This is a genomic window from Mesorhizobium sp. M0768 (assembly GCF_040320195.1).
Taxonomy (GTDB): domain Bacteria; phylum Pseudomonadota; class Alphaproteobacteria; order Rhizobiales; family Rhizobiaceae; genus Mesorhizobium.
In genome coordinates, this window is record NZ_JAMYPD010000010.1 from 118165 (window position 1) to 136530 (window position 18366).

Genomic DNA, 18366 nt, shown 5'->3' on the forward strand with positions numbered 1-18366 from the left:
GGCTCCGCAACTCTCACCGCCAATGAAGCCACGTCGCGGAACGGAAGGCAATGACCGCTCATCCGCCGATGTTCACGCCGCAAGCTCGGCCTTGCCTGTCACCTTGAGCGCGAAGGCGTAGGTGAAGGCGATTTCCTCCAGTCTTGAAAACCGGCCGGAGGCGCCGGCATGGCCTGAATCCAGGTTGATCTTGAACAGCACCGGATTTTCACCCGTCTTGCGGTCGCGCAGCCGCGCCACCCATTTGGCCGGCTCCCAATAGGTGACGCGCGGGTCGGTCAGGCCGGCCAGTGCCAGGATCGGCGGATAGTCGAGTGCGGCGACATTGTCGTAGGGCGAGTAGGCGGTGATGGTCCGGTAATCCTCCGCCGACGCGATCGGATTGCCCCATTCCGGCCATTCCGGCGGCGTCAGCGGCAAGCTGGCGTCGAGCATGGTGGAGAGCACGTCGACGAAGGGAACCTCGGCGACGATTCCGCCGAAGCATTGCGGCGCCATGTTGGCGACCGCGCCCATCAGCATGCCGCCGGCCGAACCGCCTTGCGCAACGATGCGGTCATGCTGCGTATAGCGTTCGGCGACGAGGTGGTGGGCGGCAGCGACAAAATCGGTGAACGTGTTCATCTTGTTCACCCGCTTGCCGTCGTCGTACCAGCCATAGCCCTTGTCCTTGCCGCCGCGAACATGGGCTATCGCGTAGACAAAGCCGCGGTCGACCAGCGAAAACAGATTGGTGTTGAACGCGGCCGGCACGGTGATGCCATACGAGCCGTAGCCGTAAAGCAGGCAAGGGGCGGACCCGTCGAGCGGTGTGTCGCGGTGATGGAGGAGCGAGATCGGCACCAGTTCGCCGTCGGCGGCAGGTGCCATCAGCCGGCGCGTGACGTAGTGCTCCGGGTCGTGGCCGGACGGCACTTCCTGGGTCTTGAGCAGCACCCGCTCGCGGGTGCGCATGTTGTAATCGAAGACCTGCGCCGGGGTCGTCATCGACGAATAGGAAAAGCGCATGATCTCGGTATCGTATTCGTAGGAGCCGGACAGGCCGAGCGAGAAGGCTTCCTCGTCGAAGGAGATCAGGTGCTCCTCGCCGCTCTTGCGGTCGCGCACGACGATGCGCGGTAGGCCTTCCTTGCGCTCGAGCCGGACCATGTGGTCCTTGAAGCCGATGACCGAAAGGATCAGCCGGCCCGCTTTGTGCGGCACCAGTTCCTGCCAATTGGCGCGCACCGGATCATGGGCCGGCGCCGTCATGATCTTGAAGTCCTTGGCGCCGTCGGCATTGGTGAGGATGAAGAAGATGTCGCCGCCTTCCTCGAGTTCGTACTGCAGGCCGGTCTGGCGCGCCGCAACCAGCTTCGGCTCTGCGAACGGATCGTTGGCGCTCATGATACGGTATTCCGAGGTCTCATGGTCGTTGATGCCGATCATGATCCACTCGTTGGAGCGCGTGCCGCCGACATCCATAAAAAAGCCGGGATCGGTCTCCTCGTAGATCAGCCGGTCGTTATCAGGACCGTCGCCAAGCGCATGGAACAGCACTTTGGAAGGACGGTGGTTGGGGTCGAGGCGGGTGTAGAAAAAACCGTCATTGCCGGCATCCCACACACCGCCGCCGCCGGTGTCCGGGACCCTGTCCGCCAGATCGTTGCCGCCGGCCAGATCGCGGACGCGCAGCGTGTAGAATTCGGAACCCTTGTCGTCGAAGGCCCAGAGCAGCTTGCTGTGGTCGTGCGAATGATCGACGCCGCCCAGGCGGAAATAGGGCTTGCCCTCGGCCTCGGCATCGCCGTCGAGCAATATCTGCTTGTCGCCGCCGTCACGCGCCGTGCGGAAATAACGCGGCTGCTGGCCGCCAAGCTTGAAGGAGGAGCCGTAGGCGTAAGGTCCGTCCTTCATCGGCACGGAAGAATCGTCTTCCTTGATGCGTCCCTTCATTTCCGCGAAAAGCTGCTTCTGCAGTTGGACGGTATCGGCCATCAGCGCCGCCTGGTAAGCATTCTCGGCTTCGAGGTGGGCGCGGATTTGGCCGTCGAGCAGGGACGGATCCCTGAACATCTCTTGCCAATTGGCGGCCCTCAGCCAGGCATAATCGTCCGTCCGCGTTATGCCGTGATGCGTGTCGAAGATCGGCCGCTTCTCCGGCTGCGGCGTGGCGGTCGGAAACACTGGGGTTCTGGTCATTGCGTCTCGCTGTGGAAGCTACTTGAATGGCGAATGAACACGCCGAGCAGCGCGGGTTCAAGGGCTATGATCTATCGTCGTGGTGGCTCGAGAGGACGGGCTGGAGGAGCGGATAACGAATATTTCTTCTCGGACTGCCGCGGTTCTCGCCGTCGCTGCGATGACCCTGCCAGTGCCGGTCAATCTCATGCAACTGCCTTCGCGGCTTTGCAAGTGGCCGATATGGCTGGGTCTACGGAAATACATTACCCCCTTTCAATGACACAGCGCACCGCTCCGGCGACGGCTCGCGAGCAACAGTAACGCTTCGCAACCTATGATTTTACTGAATCCGCCGATCACCCTGGCTGTAATGCCGCCGGCAGGGTCAAGCATCGAACTCTATTTACCTGCTGCCGTTTGTGTAATTGCTGCTTGCCGCCGCGTCAGTCGATGCTGGTCTGACCAGAAAAAACGGCAAAGTTACACTTTGCACGAAAGAGTGAAGCTGAATGAGGAATATTTGACTTGTATCGCTGAATAGACCGCAAGACGCGAATTGACTTACTTGGCGCTCAGGCTCATTAAGATGGCGCGACGCGAATCGCGGAGGCTTTTTCCTGCACAAGTTCGCGCGATGCCCTGCTTGCCAAAAATAGGGCGTAGACAGAAACAATTCTCGTTGGGACCTGAACGCCATGGATATTACCGAAACACCTTCCAGAAACAGTGACGCGCTGATCGAGCTCACCGCCGACGTGGTGGCCGCCTATGTCAGCAACAATCCCGTACCGGTCGGCGAACTGCCGAACCTTATCGCCGATGTCCACGCCGCTCTCGGGCGCGTCGGCGGGGCCGCCGAGCAGCCGCCTGCCGACAAGCAGAAGCCGGCGGTAAATCCGAAGCGGTCGGTGCATGACGACTACATCATCTGTCTCGAAGACGGCAAGAAGTTCAAGTCGCTCAAGCGTCACTTGATGACCCACTATGATCTGACGCCCGACCAGTATCGCGAAAAGTGGAACCTGGACCCGAGCTATCCGATGGTTGCGCCCAATTACGCGGCCGCCCGTTCGCAGCTCGCCAAGAAGATGGGTCTCGGCCGCAAGCGCAAGGGACGCTGACAAGGGGCTCTTCCGGTTTGATACTCAAACGGCGCCTGCGGGCGCCGTTTTCGCATTGGGGGGAGACCAAGCTTGGGCCGCCAGTTCTTCATGCCGCCGGCACCTGCCGTGCGTCAGGCGGTCTGCTTCAGCGCTGCCTCGGCGTCACGCTTGATGCGCTTGACCATCGAGCGAAGGCCATTGGCGCGCTGCGGCGACAGGTGCTCGTCAAGCCCGAGTGCCTTTAGCGTTGCCTCGGCGTCGGTCCTCTGGATTTCGCTGGCCGGCCGTCCCGAAAACAGCGCCAGCATGATGGCGACCAGGCCGCGCACGATATGGGCGTCGGAATCGCCCTTGAAGGTGATAACGGGGTCGGCACCCCCGCCCTGTTCGGTGGTCAACCAGACCTGGCTGACGCAGCCGGGCACCTTGTTTGCCGGTATGCGTTGCTCATCCGGAAACGGCGGCAGCGCTTCACCCAGTTCAATCACATAGCGATAGCGGTCTTCCCACTCGTCGAGCAGGGAAAAGTCGTCGCGGATGGTCTGGATCGTCGTCGTCATGCCCCCGGATATAGTCATCCGGCGCTGCCACGTCACGGAAAAAGAGGAGAAACGCCGCAGGCGCCGGGCATGGGGAGCCTTGCGGTCTGGCGATGAATTCGGCCGAAACAGTCTCAGTTCTTCGCCGGCAAGTGCAGTTTCGCCGGCAGATCGACTTTCGCCGGCAAGACGATTTCCCCCGGCACGCTGCCGGTAGTCGTCACTGTATCGGGTTCAGCGGCCTTGTCGTCCAGCATGGCAGCCGCGATCTTGACGGTCTCCCGGGCCCGGGCGGTGATGGTGTGCATTGCCGATTTGCCGGTCTCGCACACGTCCGGCTTGCGCTCGCAGATGCCGGCGATATCGCCGACGGCTTCGCGCGCCGCAAACAGCGCCTGGAGCGGTCCGACGCTTTCGCGGCCCGCATCATCGGCGCCGACACCCAGCGGTAGCGCCAGAAGCACCAGCGAAAACCAGAAAGCAGCTCTTATCAGAAAGCCCATCTGTCTGTCCTTTATGACGGTCATGCCTCCGAACCGCACGACCTGTACCGCGATACTGACACAGACGCGCAAAGGACGGCTTGTCCCGAAAGCAACAGTTTTCCTCAAATTTTAGGCAGATTCGAAACGAAGCGGTTTGAAGTTCATTTGCCTCGAATGGTTCAGATTTCATTCAGCAAATGATAACCATCCAACCGTTTGTTTTTCATGATCATTTTCTTAATCGGCGACAGTTTGATGCCATCGGCCGCAACGTCAGGCGCGGGCGTGCGGATAACGCTCCGTTTACTATGGCGGCAATTGCCCCGGTTTTTCCCCGCCGGTATCCCGATATTTGCAGCCTGCCGGGGGACGATCAGCCCAGCCTTATCCATTCCTTAAACGCTGGATGCGAGTTTCGGATCGACAAAAGCCGCCTGCAAAGCAGGGCCGTTCACGACCGGGTGCGTTGAGTTGAGTGCGATCAAGGCCAGATACGCCGAGTTGCCGGGCGCGATAGCCGCCGGTTGCGAACGGATGGTTCATCCGTCCGTGCTCGGCCAGAGCGATCGTCGCCGCCACAGCCGGTTCATTGGCGTCATGCTGGCGGCGCCTTTCTTCAGCGCGGGTGCAGCGGTGACGCTGGTGACGTCGGGAATGGGCGCGGCCGTGACTGTGGCTGCGATCTTTGCGGCGTTCGGCCTTTGCTGGTTCGCCGCCCTGCTGGTGGCGGCATCGGGCAAGATGGCCCTGGCCGGCCAACTCGCCTTGGTCGTCGGCAGCGTTGCCCTCGGTGCCCTTATCGCTGCCGCCGGCGGTGTGGCCTCGCCGGTTGCCTTGCTCGCGGTGGCGCTGCCGTTTGAAGCGTGGTGGATCGGCCAGTCGCGCCGTGCCGTGATCTGGGGCGCCATATCGGCCTTTGTCGCAGTCTTGCTGCAGCCTTTAGCCGGTTCCGTCTTGCCGCTCGACCACCAGACCGAAATCGCCGCATGGCACTGGCTGGTACCACTGGCCTGGGCACTCACGCTCATTCCGCGTATCGCTCCGCTTCGCGGCGCCGCCAACGCACAGCTCGATCCGGCCGGCAGCCACCGGCTCGAAGACCTCATCGACGCCGTCGTGCTGCGAATCGCGGCGCATGGCGAGGTTCTGGACGTCTCGGCTAAGGCACGCACTATGCTGCGGCTGCCGCCGGAGCTGCTTTTCGGCACCGGACTTTTCGATCGCATCCATCTGTCCGACCGCGTCCCGTATCTCAGTGCGCTGGCCGATATGCGCGATGGCGACCTGTCGACCCGGCTCGACCTTCGCGTAAGGTTGCCGCAGAGCAGCGGCGTGACGGCCGACAATTACCGGCCGTTCTCGCTCGAGATGATGCGCGCGCCGGGGCAGGAGACTGTCTTCACGCTTCTTCTGCGCGAGAACGACGAACTGGCCGGACGGCGCCAGGAGCTTGCCGCTGCCAATGAGGCGGCTGCCTCCGCCGAGGTGGCGAAAGGACGCTTCCTTGCCGTCGTCAGCCATGAGTTGCGCACCCCGCTCAATGCCATCATCGGCTTTTCCGACATGCTGCTGCACGAGATGTTCGGCAGCTTCAAGGATCCGCGCCAGAAGGAATATGTCGGGCTGGTCAGGGATTCTGGCCAGCACCTGCTTGCCGTCGTCACCTCGATACTCGACGTATCGCGGATCGAATCGGGCGCTTACGCGACCGAGCCGGAACCGTTCCGCTTCCGCGAAGCGGTCGAGATGTGCCAATCGATGATGCGCCTGCAAGCCGAGGCAAAGGCCATCGATCTGCAGGCCCAGATCGCGCCGGACGCAGGCGAAATAAATGCCGACCGTCGTGCCGTGCAGCAGATCCTGATCAATCTCGTCTCTAACGCGATCAAGTTCACGCCCGAAGGCGGCAATGTTGTCATCGGCGCCAAGCGCATCGGCTCGCGGCTGCATTTCTGGGTCCGGGACACCGGCATCGGCATCGCCGAGGAAGATTTCGCCAATCTCGGCAAGCCGTTCATGCAGATCCAGAACGACTATACCCGCCGTTTCGAAGGCACCGGGCTCGGGCTTTCGCTGGTGAAGGGGCTGGTGGCGCTGCACGAGGGCACCATGTCGATCGAAAGCATGCCGGGCGAGGGCACCACGGTGACGATCAGCCTTCCCGTGAACGGCCCGACGGGCCGCTCGGCGGAGAAGGCCGGCGTGGTGCCGATGTCCGCAGTCAAAGCCAAGGCGGACGGTGGCAAAGGGGAGAGCAATGGGTCGCTCCGCAAAACAGCCTAAGGCGGTCAAACGCCGCGGCAATGCCTTCGAGCACGGAGCGATGGCGCTGGGCAGCCTGATCTCGCGCAATCCTGTTGTGGTCGGCGGCTCCACCGCGTTCCTGGTGACGCTGTTCTACGTCTCGGCGAACGCGCTTTGGTACCAGCCTTTTCCGCATGCCGGCGCGTTTTTCGCCACGAGGAGTATCGAGCGCTTTTCCCGGGCGGACAGCGACGAGCCCGAAACCACCATCAATATCGTGCGACCGGCCGCTGCGCCGATCAAGAGCGACCCGGTCGTCGAGCAGGTCCAGGGCATATTGAAGGATCTCGATTTCTATTCCGGCACTGTCGACGGCATTCCCGGACCGAATACGCGCAAGGCCATCCAGGCCTATCAGCAGAAGGTCGGATTGAATGCCTCCGGCGAGATCGACAGCGTCCTGCTGGATCAACTGGGCGCCACGCCAAAGACCGCGGCCGTGGTACCGCATCCGGTGCCGCGGCCGGTCGAAACGGCCGCTGCTCCGGCCGCCATTCCGGTGTCCGCACCGGCAAATGCGACGGCGCCGGATCCCCGCATCGTCAAGATCCAGGCCGGACTGAAAGCGTTCGGCAATGACGACATGCAATTGGATGGCGTCGTCGGCGCGCGCACCAAGGCCGCGATCAAGGAATTCCAAGCGCTGTTCGGCTTGCCGGAGACCGGCGAGCCCGACGAGATCGTCTACGTCAAGATGCGCGAGATCGGCCTGACCAACTGAGGGTCGTGACGGCCGCTCGCCGGTCGCTCGGCAAAGACCGGTTACGGTTTTCCGGCCAATGCTGTAAGGACCGCCGCATGTCCAGGAATACTCCATGCGGGTAACCACCGATCTGTGGGTGTCGGCGCTGTTGCGCCGGGTTTTCAGCGCCGGCGGCTTTGCCGCCGTGGTCAAGCGCGGCGCGACGGAAGCCGGCGCGGTTTTCGTGCTGGCGCGGGGCAGGCAAGGGGAGATGGCGCTGTTCGGGCCGGCGCCGCAGACGAGTTACGATTCAGCCAGGCCGGACGACCGTTTTTTCAGCCTGCTTGGCGAAGGCGACGATGCCGCCATCTTCGACGCGCGGCTGGAGCGCGAGAAGAGATTCGATCCGGATATCTGGGTGGTCGAGATCGAGGCGGGCGCCATTCCCGTCGAGGAGCTTATCTCGGTCAAGGCGTCTTAACGGCAAGCGCTTCAGACGCGACGCGCCTTTGGGGTGGCGGTCATATCGGCGCTGTTCGGCTTGCGCAGGTCGGCATTTGCGGCGACGCGCCCAGGCTTGCGAACGATTTTCGACACGGTCTCGGCCTTCCAGCCGCGGAGCCTGTCCAACGCCGCGTCGCGGTGCAGCAGGCGGTAGCGGTCGAGGAAGATGCGGATCGCCTGCGGGTGCGGAAACTCGGTCGGATAGATGGCGGCCGTGATCAGGAACGCCTTGTCTTCGCTGAGGTCGAGCGCCCGCAAGGCGGCCAGCAGCGGTGTGTAATTGTGGCTCGCGGTGAGCGTCCGCGCCGTTGAAAAATCGACTTCGAGCGCATCGGCGAGCGCTGTCTGGAAGAATGCCGCATTGCCGGTCAGCGCGGTCTCGCGCAGATTGACATAGGTTTGTGGCTCGACGAACGGACTGATGGAAGCGCCGCTCTCGGCGCGCATCATGGATCGCAACCGGCGGCGTACAGTTTCAGCGGCATCGGAAGCCTCTTGCCTGTTGACCTCGCCCGCAACCACTTCGGCGTTTTCGGACGCGGCTTTGGCGGTTGTTTCCGGCTGCTGCTGCGACCGCACCAGCGTCGGCCTTTCGAGCACTTTGATGAGATCCGCGATCGTCTGATTGAGATCCTTGCGGCGGGCAATGGCACGGGCATGCGGCAGGCCGTGACGTCCGATCAGCGCGATCAGGTCGACGTCGCTGAGGGCGCGCGAGCGGATGAGCAGCGGAGCGGCGATGTCGACCCGCTCCTGGCAAAGCCGCCGCACCAGCGCGGCGGGTGCATATTCGCATTCGGAAAGGGCTGCCGCGACGTAGCGGCGCGATTCGACCGAGACATTCTCGAACAGCGGCAGCGTCAGGTCTTCGAGCTGCGCGATTTCCCGGCGCGAAGGCCGGGTGAGCGAGCAGAACGCCGATACCGCGGCGCGAAACAGCCTTTCGGCCTTTCCCGATTCAGCTCCTGCTGCGATTTGCCTGAAATCCGAAGCTGACACGAAGGATACGCCCGACACTCGACACGATCTGGACAGCGCTCTGCCGGGCTGAACCGGTTTCGCGTTTCCCAAGAACAAAGATCAATTTAGCGGCGATCCGTTAGCGCTCCGTTAACCTACTGCCTTCTTAATCGACTATGGAGGCGTTGCGTTGTGCTCCGGGGCAACCGAGAGGAATACGCGAACCATGGGCATGGTACTGTCTTTCGTGCCGCGAACGGCGGCAACCAATCGAGCACAACAAACCGCGCCGGCGGCAGTGATCATCTTTCCCGGGGTCCGCTACGAACAGCGGCCGCAGACCGGCGAAACGCGGCCGGCCGGCCCTGACAAGCCGGGACCTTCGGGAACATTGCCGGTACCGCATCACTGAGCATCGGAACCGGCTTAAAAATCCTGCAGTTCGCAGGAACTCTGTTCGAGAAACCGCGAGACGATCGGCTTCCAGCTGTCGTCGGGCACGAACGAACGGATGACGAATACGCCTTCCTCTATCGGCGCCTCGACGAAGATGGCCCCTTGCAGTTCCTCGGGAAGATCCTTGCGGACCTCGATCATCTGGGCCGGCGTCAGCACAACGGTGTCGAGCATGCCTGCGGTCGCGCTGTGGTCGTTGAACGAGTAGATGTTGTGGCCGCCGCGGTCATAGACCGATATCGACCAGAACGGCACCTTGCCCGGCGCCTTGACCCGCACCATCCCCTCGGCAAGGTCGAAGCGGCATGCCGCTGCATAAAATAGCGGATCGACCGATTTCACCACCGGCGCGCCGCCGGCTTCCGCGTCGAGCCTGGTCGTCTTGTAGAGATCCGAAGCCATGGCCAATCGCGACCAGGCGTCGCGTTCGGAGAACTCGGGGACGAGCAGCAGCACGATGATGTGCACGATGCCGGCGCCGAGCAGGCCGAGCAGCACTGCATGCAGCAGGCTACGCATTGCAGCCGACCTTCTGGATCTGCGGCAGCGTGACGTCCGAGAGACCGGTGCTGCTGGCGATCGGCGTGTCGTAGAACGTAAGCACCAAGTACATCTTGCCGGCGCCGCTGGTCAGCAGCCAGTTGCCGGGCGCAGGGCGGCTGCCGACGGAAATGACCACCGCATTGTCGGCCTGGCGCAGCACTTGATAGGACTGCAGCGCAGCCGGCCTCGGCTTGCCGGTCTCGACCACGGCAAGCGACTGGTCGGCGGCATAAAGCGTCCAGAACCGGGCGGTGGGAAAGCCGCCCGCAATCTTGTAGGCACATTGCCGCCGGAGCTGTTCGCCGCCGGAATCGCGCTCGGCTATGAAGGACAGTCCTTCCGCCTGTCCGAGCGCCAGCACGCCTTCGCGAGCCACGCGGGCCTTCGAATAGGGATCTGCCGTCGGCGTGCCGATGTCGGGAAAGGCGGTCCATTGGCCGATCCTGATGGCGCCGACGCCATCCTGCAGCTTCAGTGCATACCAGACGCTGCCGCCACCGCCGACGACGGCGATGGCAAGCGAAAGCAGTGTCAGGAAGGCGTTCTTGAGCATGAGGAGGCAGGGAACCGAAGGCCGGGACTGAAAGATTGCCGCTCGGGGATATCGCGGCGCAGGGCCTTGTGGCAAGCGGCCCCGCGCAATTGGGCGTCACAGCGCCGAGAGGGTTTCCGGTGCAGCGGGCGCGTCGAGCACGGGTGCCGCCTGGAACAGCTTGGTCAGTTCCTTCAGGGTCTGGGTGGTCCGGCTGGACAGCACCGGCGGACGCTCGGCGGCGGCATCGGCAGCTGCCTGTTCGGCGTTCTTCTTTTCCGCTTCCTCGGCCTTGGCGGCAATTTCGGCATCGACGAAGGGGTGATCGAGGCCGGGGATCGGTCTGAGGTCGATATTCTGGTGCGCATAGACCATCAGGCGCTGCCACACCATGGCCGGCAGCGTGCCGCCGGTCATCTTGTTGGTCGCGGTGAAGTCGTCATTGCCGAGCCAGACGGCGGCCGTGTAGTTGCCGGTAAAGCCGACAAACCAGGCATCGCGGTAGGACTGGGTCGTGCCGGTCTTGCCGGCGACGACGATGTTTGGAAGGGCCGCGCGCCGGGCAGTGCCGATCACCGGCACCGCCGCCAGCATGGTGTTCATGTATTTGAGCGCCTTCTCCGACAGCACCCGATGCGGCGGCGGCGCATCCTTGGCGAAGTCGTAGACCACCTCGCCGGTACGGGTGAAGAGTTGGCTGACGCCGTGCCGGGTTCCGGCAAGGCCGTTCTGGGCAAATACGCTGTAACCCGTCGCCTGGTCCATCACGGTCATGCCCGACGTGCCGAGCACCATGGTCTTGTGTGATTCCAGCGGCGACTCGACGCCCATCGCCTCGGCCATGGCCTTGATCGGCTTGATGCCGAGATAATCCTTGGCCAGCCGCACCGGCACCGTGTTGATCGATTTGGCCATCGCCGTGATCAGCGTGACGTTGCCGGCCGACCCGCCATTGTAATTGTGGGGCGACCAGCTGCCCCAGGAGATGGGCCCGCCGGAAACCACCGAATCCGGCGTGAAGCCATGCTCCATCGCCGTCGCGTAGACATAGGGCTTGAACGAGGAGCCGGTCTGGCGAAGCGCTTTGGTGGCGCGGTTGAACTGGCTGGCGCCGTAGTCGCGGCCGCCGACGATCGCCCTGACCGCGCCATTGGTCTCGATGACGACGATGGCGCCCTCGGTGACGTTGTATTCCTTGCCGAACTGGCGGAGGTGGAACTCCATCGATTCTTCGGCCGCCTTCTGGATGTTGGCGTCGAAGGTGGTGTGGGCGACAAGCGAGTGCGGGCCGCCCTTGGCGGCGATCTTCTTGACCTCGTCGAAGGCCCAGTCGAGGTAGTAGTCGGGGCTCTTCTGCTCGCCGCGGTCGACGATTTCGGCCGGGTGCAATCTTGCCTGCAGCACCTGGCCTTCGGTCATGAAGCCGGAATCGACCAGATTGGACAGCACCACGTTGGCCCGCGCCCGGGCGGCGGGCAGGTTTATGTGCGGCGCATATTTGGTCGGCGCCTTGAACAGGCCGGCCAGCATCGCCGCCTCGGCAAGGTTCAGGTCCTTGACGCTCTTGCCGAAATAGAAATCGGCTGCCGCCTCGATGCCGAAGGTGCCGCCGCCCATATAGGCGCGGTCGAGGTAAAGTTGCAGGATTTCCTTCTTCGACAGATTGGCTTCGAGCCACAGCGACAGGAAGGCTTCCTTGATCTTGCGCTCGAATGTCCGCTCATTGGTCAGGAACAGGTTCTTGGCCAGCTGCTGGGTGATGCTCGAGCCGCCCTGGACGACGGAATTTGCCCGCACATTCTCGAATATGGCGCGCGACAGGCCGAGCACATCGATGCCGTAATGGTCGAAGAAACGGCGGTCTTCGGTCGCCAGCACCGCCTTGATGACATGGTCGGGCATCTCGTCGACCGGCACCGAATCGCGCTGGATGATGCCGCGCTGGCCGATCTCGTTGCCGTAGCGGTCGAGGAAGGTGACGGCGAAGTCGCCTTGCGTGCGCCAGTCGCCGGCGGTTATCTGGAAGGCCGGCAAGGCCAGCGCCAAAAGGACGACGATGCCGCCGGCACCGAGCGTAAAGCCTTCACTCAACAGTTCGATCAGGCCGCGGCGCCAGCCGTCGACACGGAAACGCCGCGAGAAGATGGTCGCCGCTTCCCAGAACTGGCGCGCCCTGAAGCCGATTTCGTAGACCGAGGAATCAATCCACGCATCCACCGCCAGCAGCCTTGCGGCGATCGGACCTCTTCTCTTGCGTGGTTCCAAAGGACTGGCCATTCCAGGATCCGGCTGCGGCGATGCCGCCAACTGAGAAACCGCATGCCGGCAATTTCACGGCGGCGCGCCGCTATGACTATTCGTCCATTTTGGCGCTGCCTACAAGGGCGATGAAGGTTCCGCGCTTGCGCGAGGTGCCGAGCATTGGCAGTCGTCACATGGGACGCTTGTCCGCGATCTTTTTCGGGTCGCGGCCTATCATGCCGGCGTTGGCTTTCCTGTGCTTGTCGGCAAGCCTGCGAATGCGATCGAAGCGGCTTTCCTCGGCCACTTCGATTTTCGCCGCTGCCTTTGGCTTCGGGACGAATGCGATCATTGATCGATCTCCTTGCCGATGGTGCGCGCCGGGGAAGATACCCCGGCGGCTGTCTTTCAGGCTTGTTTCCGGCAGTGGCTGGTCAATAGCCGATGCCGCCGGGCGAAGCAGCGGCTTCCTTCGCCGGAACGTCGGTGATCATGGCTTCCGCCGTGATCAGAAGCGCCGCAATGGAGCCCGCGTCCTGCAGCGCCGTCCGTACCACCTTCGCCGGGTCGACGATGCCGGCCTTGATCATGTCGACATAGACCTCGTTCTGGGCATCGAAGCCCTGATTGTGATCCTTGCCCTCGGCGAGCTTGCCGACGACGATCGAACCTTCGACGCCGGAATTCTCGGCGATCTGCCGGATCGGCGCTTCGAGCGCTCTCGACACGATCGAAATGCCCGCTGTCACATCGGCATTGGCTCCGGTCATCCCGTTCAGCACAGCCTTGGCGCGCAGCAACGCGACACCGCCGCCCGGAACGATGCCTTCTTCAACGGCCGCGCGCGTGGCGTTCAGCGCATCGTCGATGCGGTCCTTCTTTTCCTTGACCTCGGATTCGGTGGCGCCGCCGACGCGGATGACTGCAACGCCGCCCGCCAGCTTGGCGAGACGTTCCTGCAGCTTCTCCTTGTCATAGTCGGACGTGGTTTCCTCGATCTGCCCCTTGATCTGCTGGACGCGCGCCTGGATGGTGGTCTTCTCGCCGGCGCCGTCGATGATCGTGGTGGTGTCCTTCTCGATCAGCACGCGCTTGGCGCGGCCGAGCATGTCTATGGTGATGTTCTCCAGCTTGATGCCGAGATCCTCGGAAATCATCTGTCCGGCGGTGAGCACGGCGATGTCTTCCAGCATCGCCTTGCGGCGGTCACCGAAGCCAGGCGCCTTGACGGCCGCTACCTTGAGGCCGCCGCGCAGCTTGTTGACGACCAGCGTTGCCAGCGCTTCGCCCTCGACGTCCTCGGAGATGATCAGCAGCGGCCTGCCGCTTTGCACCACGGCTTCGAGGATTGGCAGCAGTGCCTGCAGATTGCCGAGCTTCTTTTCGTGGATGAGGACGTAAGGGTCTTCCAGCTCGGCACGCATCTTCTCGGCATTGGTGACGAAATAGGGCGAGAGATAGCCGCGGTCGAACTGCATGCCTTCGACGACTTCGAGCTCCGTTTCGGCGGTCTTGGCCTCCTCGACGGTGATGACGCCGTCATTGCCGACCTTGTCCATCGCCTTGGCGATCATGGCGCCTACGCTGGTGTCGCCATTGGCGGCAATGGTGCCGACCTGCGCGATTTCACCTGAGGACTTGACCTTCTTTGCGCGCGCCTGAATTTCCTGGACGACGGCGCTGACGGCAAGATCGATGCCGCGCTTGAGGTCCATCGGGTTCATGCCGGCGGCAACGAATTTGGCGCCCTCGCGCAGGATGGAAGCGGCAAGCACCGTGGCGGTGGTGGTGCCGTCGCCGGCAAGGTCGTTGGTCTTCGAGGCCACTTCGCGCACCATCTGCGCGCCCATGTTTTCGAACTTGTCGGAAAGCTCGATTTCCTTTGCCACGGCCACCCCGTCCTTGGTGACGCGCGGCGCGCCGTAGGCCTTGTCGATAATGACGTTGCGGCCTTTGGGGCCGAGCGTCACCTTGACGGCGTTGTTGAGGATTTCGACGCCGCGCAGCATGCGGTCACGCGCGTCGGTGGAGAATTTGATTTCCTTGGCAGACATGATCTTTTCCAGTTCGGTTGTCGTGGCAAGGCGCTTGCAGCGCCTGAATCAAAGCTCGGAGCGTCCTTTGCGCGCGCGCGGGAGGGCGCGCGGCCTTCCAATCAGGCGGCCTTCTTGGCAGCCACGGTCTTGTCGATGATGCCCGTCTCGCTTTTTTCGATGATGCCCATGATATCGGCCTCCTTCATGATCAGAAGGTCCTCGCCGTCTATCTTGACCTCGGTGCCGGACCATTTGCCGAACAGAATGAGGTCGCCGGCCTTGACGTCGAGCGGGATCAGCGCGCCGCTTTCGTCCCGCGCGCCCGGCCCGACAGCGATCACTTCGCCTTCCTGCGGTTTTTCTTTGGCATTGTCGGGGATGATGATGCCGCCCTTGGATTTGGTGTCGCTTTCGGCGCGCCGAATGACGACGCGATCGTGGAGTGGCCGGAATTTCATGGGGACTCTTTCTGGGGCCAGCTTAGGCGGCCGCCCCTCTCTATAGGCGCCCTGGCACTCGATTGATAGGAGCGCCAAAAAATATTCATAGGGCACATGAAATATTGAACGTATTATCTTGCCTGGTTATCCCATGGTGTTCGGGCCTTGCCGAATATTAATGAAATTGAATTTCTATCTTTGAACACCTATTTTATGGTGAATTCACATTCACGACTTTCGCTGCAAGGGAGATTTTACCGATGGCCGAAGGCAATCAGAACATCATGGAAAAAGCTCAGGCCCGCTTCATGGAAAATCAAAAGAAGACGGCGGAGCGGAACAAAGCAACTGCCGAATATCTCTCGGAAGCCAAGGCGAGGAGCATCAAAACGGCAAGGCTGAGGGAATTGCGACTGGCCAAGGAAGAGGCGGACCGCGCGGCGGAAGCTCTGAATCCGGTCGCACCAAAGAAGAAGCGGGCGTCACGGGCAGTCAAGAAGGCCGTATCTGCATCGACGGAGGCGAAATCATGAGCCTGACATTTCCCAATCCCAGCCGCAGCTACGACGAGGCAAGCAAACGCATCCGCTTCGTCGGCCATGACGGGATGTTCCAGATTTCCTTCTCTGTCGCAACCGATGCCATCTCCAAGATGCAGCCGGGAACGGCGGCCTCAGAAGCTACCTACCTGGCAGCCTTCGACACGGCTTCCAACTCGATCCACGATGTCGCCAGGAATGCCTATGCCCGCACCCGCAGGAGCATATATGTGCTGACTGCGGCCGATTTTCGCTAGTCCGTCGCGATCCGTCCACAAGACGCTTTCTCAGGGCTTCCGGTCCGCCTTCGCTCGCCGCTTGACGTCGCGACCGTTCAGCCGGTCGACCATCGCGTCCGCATCGCGCGTGTTCAAACTGGCCGTGAGTTGCTGCTTGAGCTCGACCGGCTGGCCGGTGAAGACGTCGAAGACGGTCCAGCTGTGAGGATGTTCCATACGGAGCGCGTAGCGCTTTGCCATCTTGGGTCCTTTCGTTTCCGCCCAATCAATGAATGTCGCTCGATCAGGCCTGGGCGATGAAGAATACTGCCGCCACGACAAGCACCGTCCACAAAACGACGGACAGCTTCAGGGCCAGGCTACCGTACGCCGAGAGCACCTCCCGAGTGTGGTTGACCAGACTCTTGACGGTCATCGACATGGTCGACGCCGCAATCGCGACCGGCGGCGCCTTGGCCCCAAGCTTTCCGAAGACAGGCAGCAGCGACGGCTCGCGCACGAAAAACGACCTCGAATGTCTGGAAACCAGACATCGTCATAGCATCCTTTTTTCGAACTCCTGCATGCCAAATGACTTCGCGCAGGTTGGCATCACCCTCAAGGGTCCGTGGCGCGGACGGCCGGGGCGTCGCGCATTCCAGGAGCAGGGCTTATTGCCGAGATCATGAAGGTTCATAATCCGCATGAGACGCGCTGATTCGCGCTTTGGCGGGATGCCTTCATGCAACGCAGCTACGCAGCCGGGAGGTCGACGCGACGGACGAAGGGAAAGACGATGACCGCGCCGGCCGTCGAATTGCAGAAGGCCATATTCGAGGCAGTGAATGACGATCCCGATTTATCGGCGGCACTGGGCGACGCACGATTGTTCGACCGTGCGCCGGAAAATGTTGCGTTCCCCCACATGACCTTCGGCCGCACCAGCGTCTACGATTGGGCAACGGGAATGGAGAACGACGCAGAACAGTTGCTGACGTTGCATGTCTGGTCGAAATCAGAGGCCAGCAAGGAAACCAATGACATCATGGACCTTGTTAGCACCCGCCTGCGCGATACGGCTCTCTCGCTCGGCGAACATCGCCGCGCCTACCTCAAGCTCGAATTCGCCGAAGCCCGCTACGACGAGGACCTTTCGGCCCATCACGGGCTGCTGCGCTTCCGCGCCGTGATCAAGGACGAGGGCTGACCACCGGGCATTTTTTACAATCCGGCAATTTTGTTCTTGCTTTGTGCCAGCAGCTATGCTACTAATTCGGCTATGGTGCTGATGGCGCCAGCGACCCGCCGCAGAGGCGGGTTTTTATTTCCGGTCGGTTCGCCTGAATCTGCCTTCGGTTGCCGGATCGATTGTCGAAGTCGGGGCAAACCTGAAGCGATTGCCTTTCACTGCCAAACGATGCCCGGTTGTCGGCGAAGGATCGGAGGGCTAGGTTAAACTTGGCAATTTCGCGGGATGGGCGGCGAAATGGCAATCCGGTAATCTCGCGCTTCAGGGGTGTGGCGGGCATGCATTCGAGCGTTCACCGTTCATATCACGTTCAGCACCGGCGCGTTAGAACGCTGACCATGAAAACCCTTCGCTCCCACTTCCGGACCGCGGCACTGGCGCTGTCAGCCGCCGGTCTGCTTGCGTCGCAGGCGATGGCGATCCCCGTTGTCGTGCCCGAGCAGCCCCAACCGGTCGTCCTCGCCGCCTCCGACTGCTATGCGATCGGCCAGCAGGTGGCCGAGCAGAATGGCGGCACCTTGGCCAAGGCCTCGCAGTCGACACGCGGCGGCCAGCCGGTCTGCGTCATCGTCGTGCTGGTTCCGGGCAAGGAAGGGCAGCGTCCGCGTCGCTCGGAGATCGTCGTTCCGCTGAACTGAACCGTGCCGTTTCCCAGTCTGCCGGAATCGGCCTATATCTGAACAGCTTCAACAGGCCTTCCGCATGCGCGTACTCGTCGTCGAAGATGACAAGGATCTCAACCGGCAGATCGGCGACGCGCTGGTCGATGCCGGCTATGTCGTCGACCGCGCTTTCGACGGCGAGGAAGGGCACTTTCTCGGCGACACCGAGCCCTACGATGCCGTGGTGCTCGACATCGGCCTGCCGCAGATGGACGGCATCAGCGTGGTCGAACGCTGGCGGCGCGGCGGCCGCAAGATGCCGGTGCTGATCCTGACGGCACGCGACCGCTGGAGCGACAAGGTTGCCGGCATCGACGCCGGCGCCGACGACTACGTCACCAAACCCTTCCACATCGAGGAAATCCTGGCCAGGGTGCGGGCCTTGATCCGGCGTGCTGCCGGGCACGCTTCGTCCGAACTGACCTGCGGGCCGCTCCGCCTCGACACCAAGGCCTCCAAGGCCGACGTCGACGGCGTGCCGCTGAAGCTGACCTCGCACGAATTCCGCTTGCTTGCCTATTTGATGCACCACATGGGCGAGGTGGTGTCCCGGACCGAGCTGGTCGAGCATCTCTACGACCAGGATTTCGACCGCGATTCCAACACGATCGAGGTCTTTGTCGGACGGCTTCGCAAGAAGATGGGCATCGACATGATCGAAACTGTTCGCGGCATGGGCTACCGCATGCGTAAGCCGGAGGCGTAACGCG

General features: G+C 62.4%; 23 protein-coding genes. 10 read left to right on the plus strand and 13 right to left on the minus strand.

The features are described 5' to 3' along the window. Positions 1-72: 72 nt before the first annotated feature. A complete protein-coding gene (locus tag NKI08_RS15700; protein WP_352770644.1) occupies positions 73-2181 on the minus strand; it encodes a S9 family peptidase in 2109 nt (702 codons plus the stop codon). Between the two features lie 677 nt (positions 2182-2858). On the opposite strand from NKI08_RS15700, the gene NKI08_RS15705 reads away from it, so the two are divergent. Next, entirely contained in the window at positions 2859-3284 is a 426-nt protein-coding gene (locus NKI08_RS15705; protein ID WP_023677844.1) for a Ros/MucR family transcriptional regulator, read from the plus strand. A 113-nt stretch (positions 3285-3397) separates the two neighbouring features. On the opposite strand, the gene NKI08_RS15710 is transcribed toward NKI08_RS15705, so the two are convergent. The 3 genes from NKI08_RS15710 to NKI08_RS15720 form a co-directional block, all read right to left on the minus strand. After that, positions 3398-3826 carry a SufE family protein gene (locus tag NKI08_RS15710; RefSeq protein WP_352471107.1) on the minus strand — a complete coding sequence of 143 codons (429 nt, stop codon included), beginning with the start codon at positions 3824-3826 and terminating at the stop codon, positions 3398-3400. A gap of 113 nt (positions 3827-3939) precedes the next feature. After that, positions 3940-4308 carry a DUF5330 domain-containing protein gene (locus tag NKI08_RS15715; protein ID WP_352770753.1) on the minus strand — a complete coding sequence of 123 codons (369 nt, stop codon included), beginning with the start codon at positions 4306-4308 and terminating at the stop codon, positions 3940-3942. 161 nt (positions 4309-4469) lie between these two features. Continuing rightward, the gene (locus NKI08_RS15720; protein ID WP_352770647.1) at positions 4470-4682 is read right to left on the minus strand and encodes a hypothetical protein; all 213 of its coding nucleotides are present in this window, start codon (positions 4680-4682) and stop codon (positions 4470-4472) included. A 142-nt stretch (positions 4683-4824) separates the two neighbouring features. Here NKI08_RS15720 and NKI08_RS15725 point away from each other — a divergent pair, with 142 nt between their 5' ends. From NKI08_RS15725 to NKI08_RS15735, 3 genes are all read left to right on the plus strand, one after another. Then, positions 4825-6573: a sensor histidine kinase gene (locus NKI08_RS15725; RefSeq protein WP_352770756.1), complete on the plus strand. Its 1749-nt coding sequence runs from the start codon at positions 4825-4827 to the stop codon at positions 6571-6573. Beyond that, positions 6548-7315 (plus strand): peptidoglycan-binding domain-containing protein, encoded by a 768-nt coding sequence (locus tag NKI08_RS15730; protein ID WP_352770650.1) that lies wholly within the window; start codon positions 6548-6550, stop codon positions 7313-7315. The genes NKI08_RS15725 and NKI08_RS15730 overlap by 26 nt, the downstream gene beginning before the upstream one ends. 94 nt (positions 7316-7409) lie before the next feature. Next, positions 7410-7757 carry a DUF1491 family protein gene (locus NKI08_RS15735; RefSeq protein ID WP_352449052.1) on the plus strand — a complete coding sequence of 116 codons (348 nt, stop codon included), beginning with the start codon at positions 7410-7412 and terminating at the stop codon, positions 7755-7757. An 11-nt stretch (positions 7758-7768) separates the two neighbouring features. Here the strand turns inward: NKI08_RS15735 and NKI08_RS15740 are convergent, their stop codons facing one another. After that, positions 7769-8779 (minus strand): DUF2336 domain-containing protein, encoded by a 1011-nt coding sequence (locus NKI08_RS15740; RefSeq protein ID WP_352770653.1) that lies wholly within the window; start codon positions 8777-8779, stop codon positions 7769-7771. Between the two features lie 187 nt (positions 8780-8966). On the opposite strand from NKI08_RS15740, the gene NKI08_RS15745 reads away from it, so the two are divergent. Further along, a complete protein-coding gene (locus tag NKI08_RS15745) occupies positions 8967-9152 on the plus strand; it encodes a hypothetical protein (RefSeq protein WP_352540743.1) in 186 nt (61 codons plus the stop codon). Positions 9153-9166: 14 nt separating this feature from the next. Here the strand turns inward: NKI08_RS15745 and NKI08_RS15750 are convergent, their stop codons facing one another. The 6 genes from NKI08_RS15750 to NKI08_RS15775 all read right to left on the minus strand — a co-directional run bounded on the left by NKI08_RS15750 (position 9167) and on the right by NKI08_RS15775 (position 15006). After that, positions 9167-9715, minus strand: coding sequence for a DUF1254 domain-containing protein (locus tag NKI08_RS15750; protein ID WP_352770656.1), 549 nt, complete (start codon positions 9713-9715; stop codon positions 9167-9169). After that, positions 9708-10292: a DUF1214 domain-containing protein gene (locus NKI08_RS15755; RefSeq protein WP_352770659.1), complete on the minus strand. Its 585-nt coding sequence runs from the start codon at positions 10290-10292 to the stop codon at positions 9708-9710. The genes NKI08_RS15750 and NKI08_RS15755 overlap by 8 nt, the downstream gene beginning before the upstream one ends. Positions 10293-10388: 96 nt before the next feature. Further along, on the minus strand, positions 10389-12548 hold the full coding sequence (locus NKI08_RS15760; RefSeq protein ID WP_352770661.1) for a transglycosylase domain-containing protein: 2160 nt from the start codon (positions 12546-12548) through the stop codon (positions 10389-10391). Positions 12549-12702: 154 nt separating this feature from the next. Beyond that, positions 12703-12864, minus strand: coding sequence for a hypothetical protein (locus NKI08_RS15765; protein ID WP_352501782.1), 162 nt, complete (start codon positions 12862-12864; stop codon positions 12703-12705). Positions 12865-12946: 82 nt separating this feature from the next. Beyond that, positions 12947-14566 (minus strand): chaperonin GroEL, encoded by a 1620-nt coding sequence (groL, locus tag NKI08_RS15770; RefSeq protein WP_352770665.1) that lies wholly within the window; start codon positions 14564-14566, stop codon positions 12947-12949. Positions 14567-14667: 101 nt separating this feature from the next. Then, positions 14668-15006 (minus strand): co-chaperone GroES, encoded by a 339-nt coding sequence (locus NKI08_RS15775; protein WP_352471004.1) that lies wholly within the window; start codon positions 15004-15006, stop codon positions 14668-14670. 242 nt (positions 15007-15248) lie between these two features. On the opposite strand from NKI08_RS15775, the gene NKI08_RS15780 reads away from it, so the two are divergent. Then, entirely contained in the window at positions 15249-15521 is a 273-nt protein-coding gene (locus tag NKI08_RS15780) for a hypothetical protein (RefSeq protein ID WP_352471005.1), read from the plus strand. Continuing rightward, positions 15518-15784 carry a DUF1488 family protein gene (locus tag NKI08_RS15785; RefSeq protein ID WP_254819951.1) on the plus strand — a complete coding sequence of 89 codons (267 nt, stop codon included), beginning with the start codon at positions 15518-15520 and terminating at the stop codon, positions 15782-15784. The genes NKI08_RS15780 and NKI08_RS15785 overlap by 4 nt, the downstream gene beginning before the upstream one ends. Before the next feature lie 30 nt (positions 15785-15814). Here the strand turns inward: NKI08_RS15785 and NKI08_RS15790 are convergent, their stop codons facing one another. Both NKI08_RS15790 and NKI08_RS15795 read right to left on the minus strand, forming a co-directional pair. Then, complete coding sequence (locus NKI08_RS15790) at positions 15815-16006, minus strand: hypothetical protein (protein WP_352501784.1); 192 nt, start codon at positions 16004-16006, stop codon at positions 15815-15817. Positions 16007-16049: 43 nt separating this feature from the next. Further along, complete coding sequence (locus NKI08_RS15795) at positions 16050-16265, minus strand: hypothetical protein (protein WP_352471007.1); 216 nt, start codon at positions 16263-16265, stop codon at positions 16050-16052. A 276-nt stretch (positions 16266-16541) separates the two neighbouring features. Between NKI08_RS15795 and NKI08_RS15800 the strand changes: the two genes are divergently transcribed. The 3 genes from NKI08_RS15800 (at position 16542) to NKI08_RS15810 (ending at position 18362) form a co-directional block, all read left to right on the plus strand. Further along, complete coding sequence (locus NKI08_RS15800; RefSeq protein ID WP_352471008.1) at positions 16542-16952, plus strand: DUF3168 domain-containing protein; 411 nt, start codon at positions 16542-16544, stop codon at positions 16950-16952. 380 nt (positions 16953-17332) lie between these two features. Then, positions 17333-17632, plus strand: coding sequence for a hypothetical protein (locus NKI08_RS15805; RefSeq protein ID WP_352471009.1), 300 nt, complete (start codon positions 17333-17335; stop codon positions 17630-17632). Positions 17633-17696: 64 nt separating this feature from the next. Next, a complete protein-coding gene (locus NKI08_RS15810; protein ID WP_023718390.1) occupies positions 17697-18362 on the plus strand; it encodes a response regulator transcription factor in 666 nt (221 codons plus the stop codon). The last annotated feature ends 4 nt before the right edge of the window (positions 18363-18366 follow it).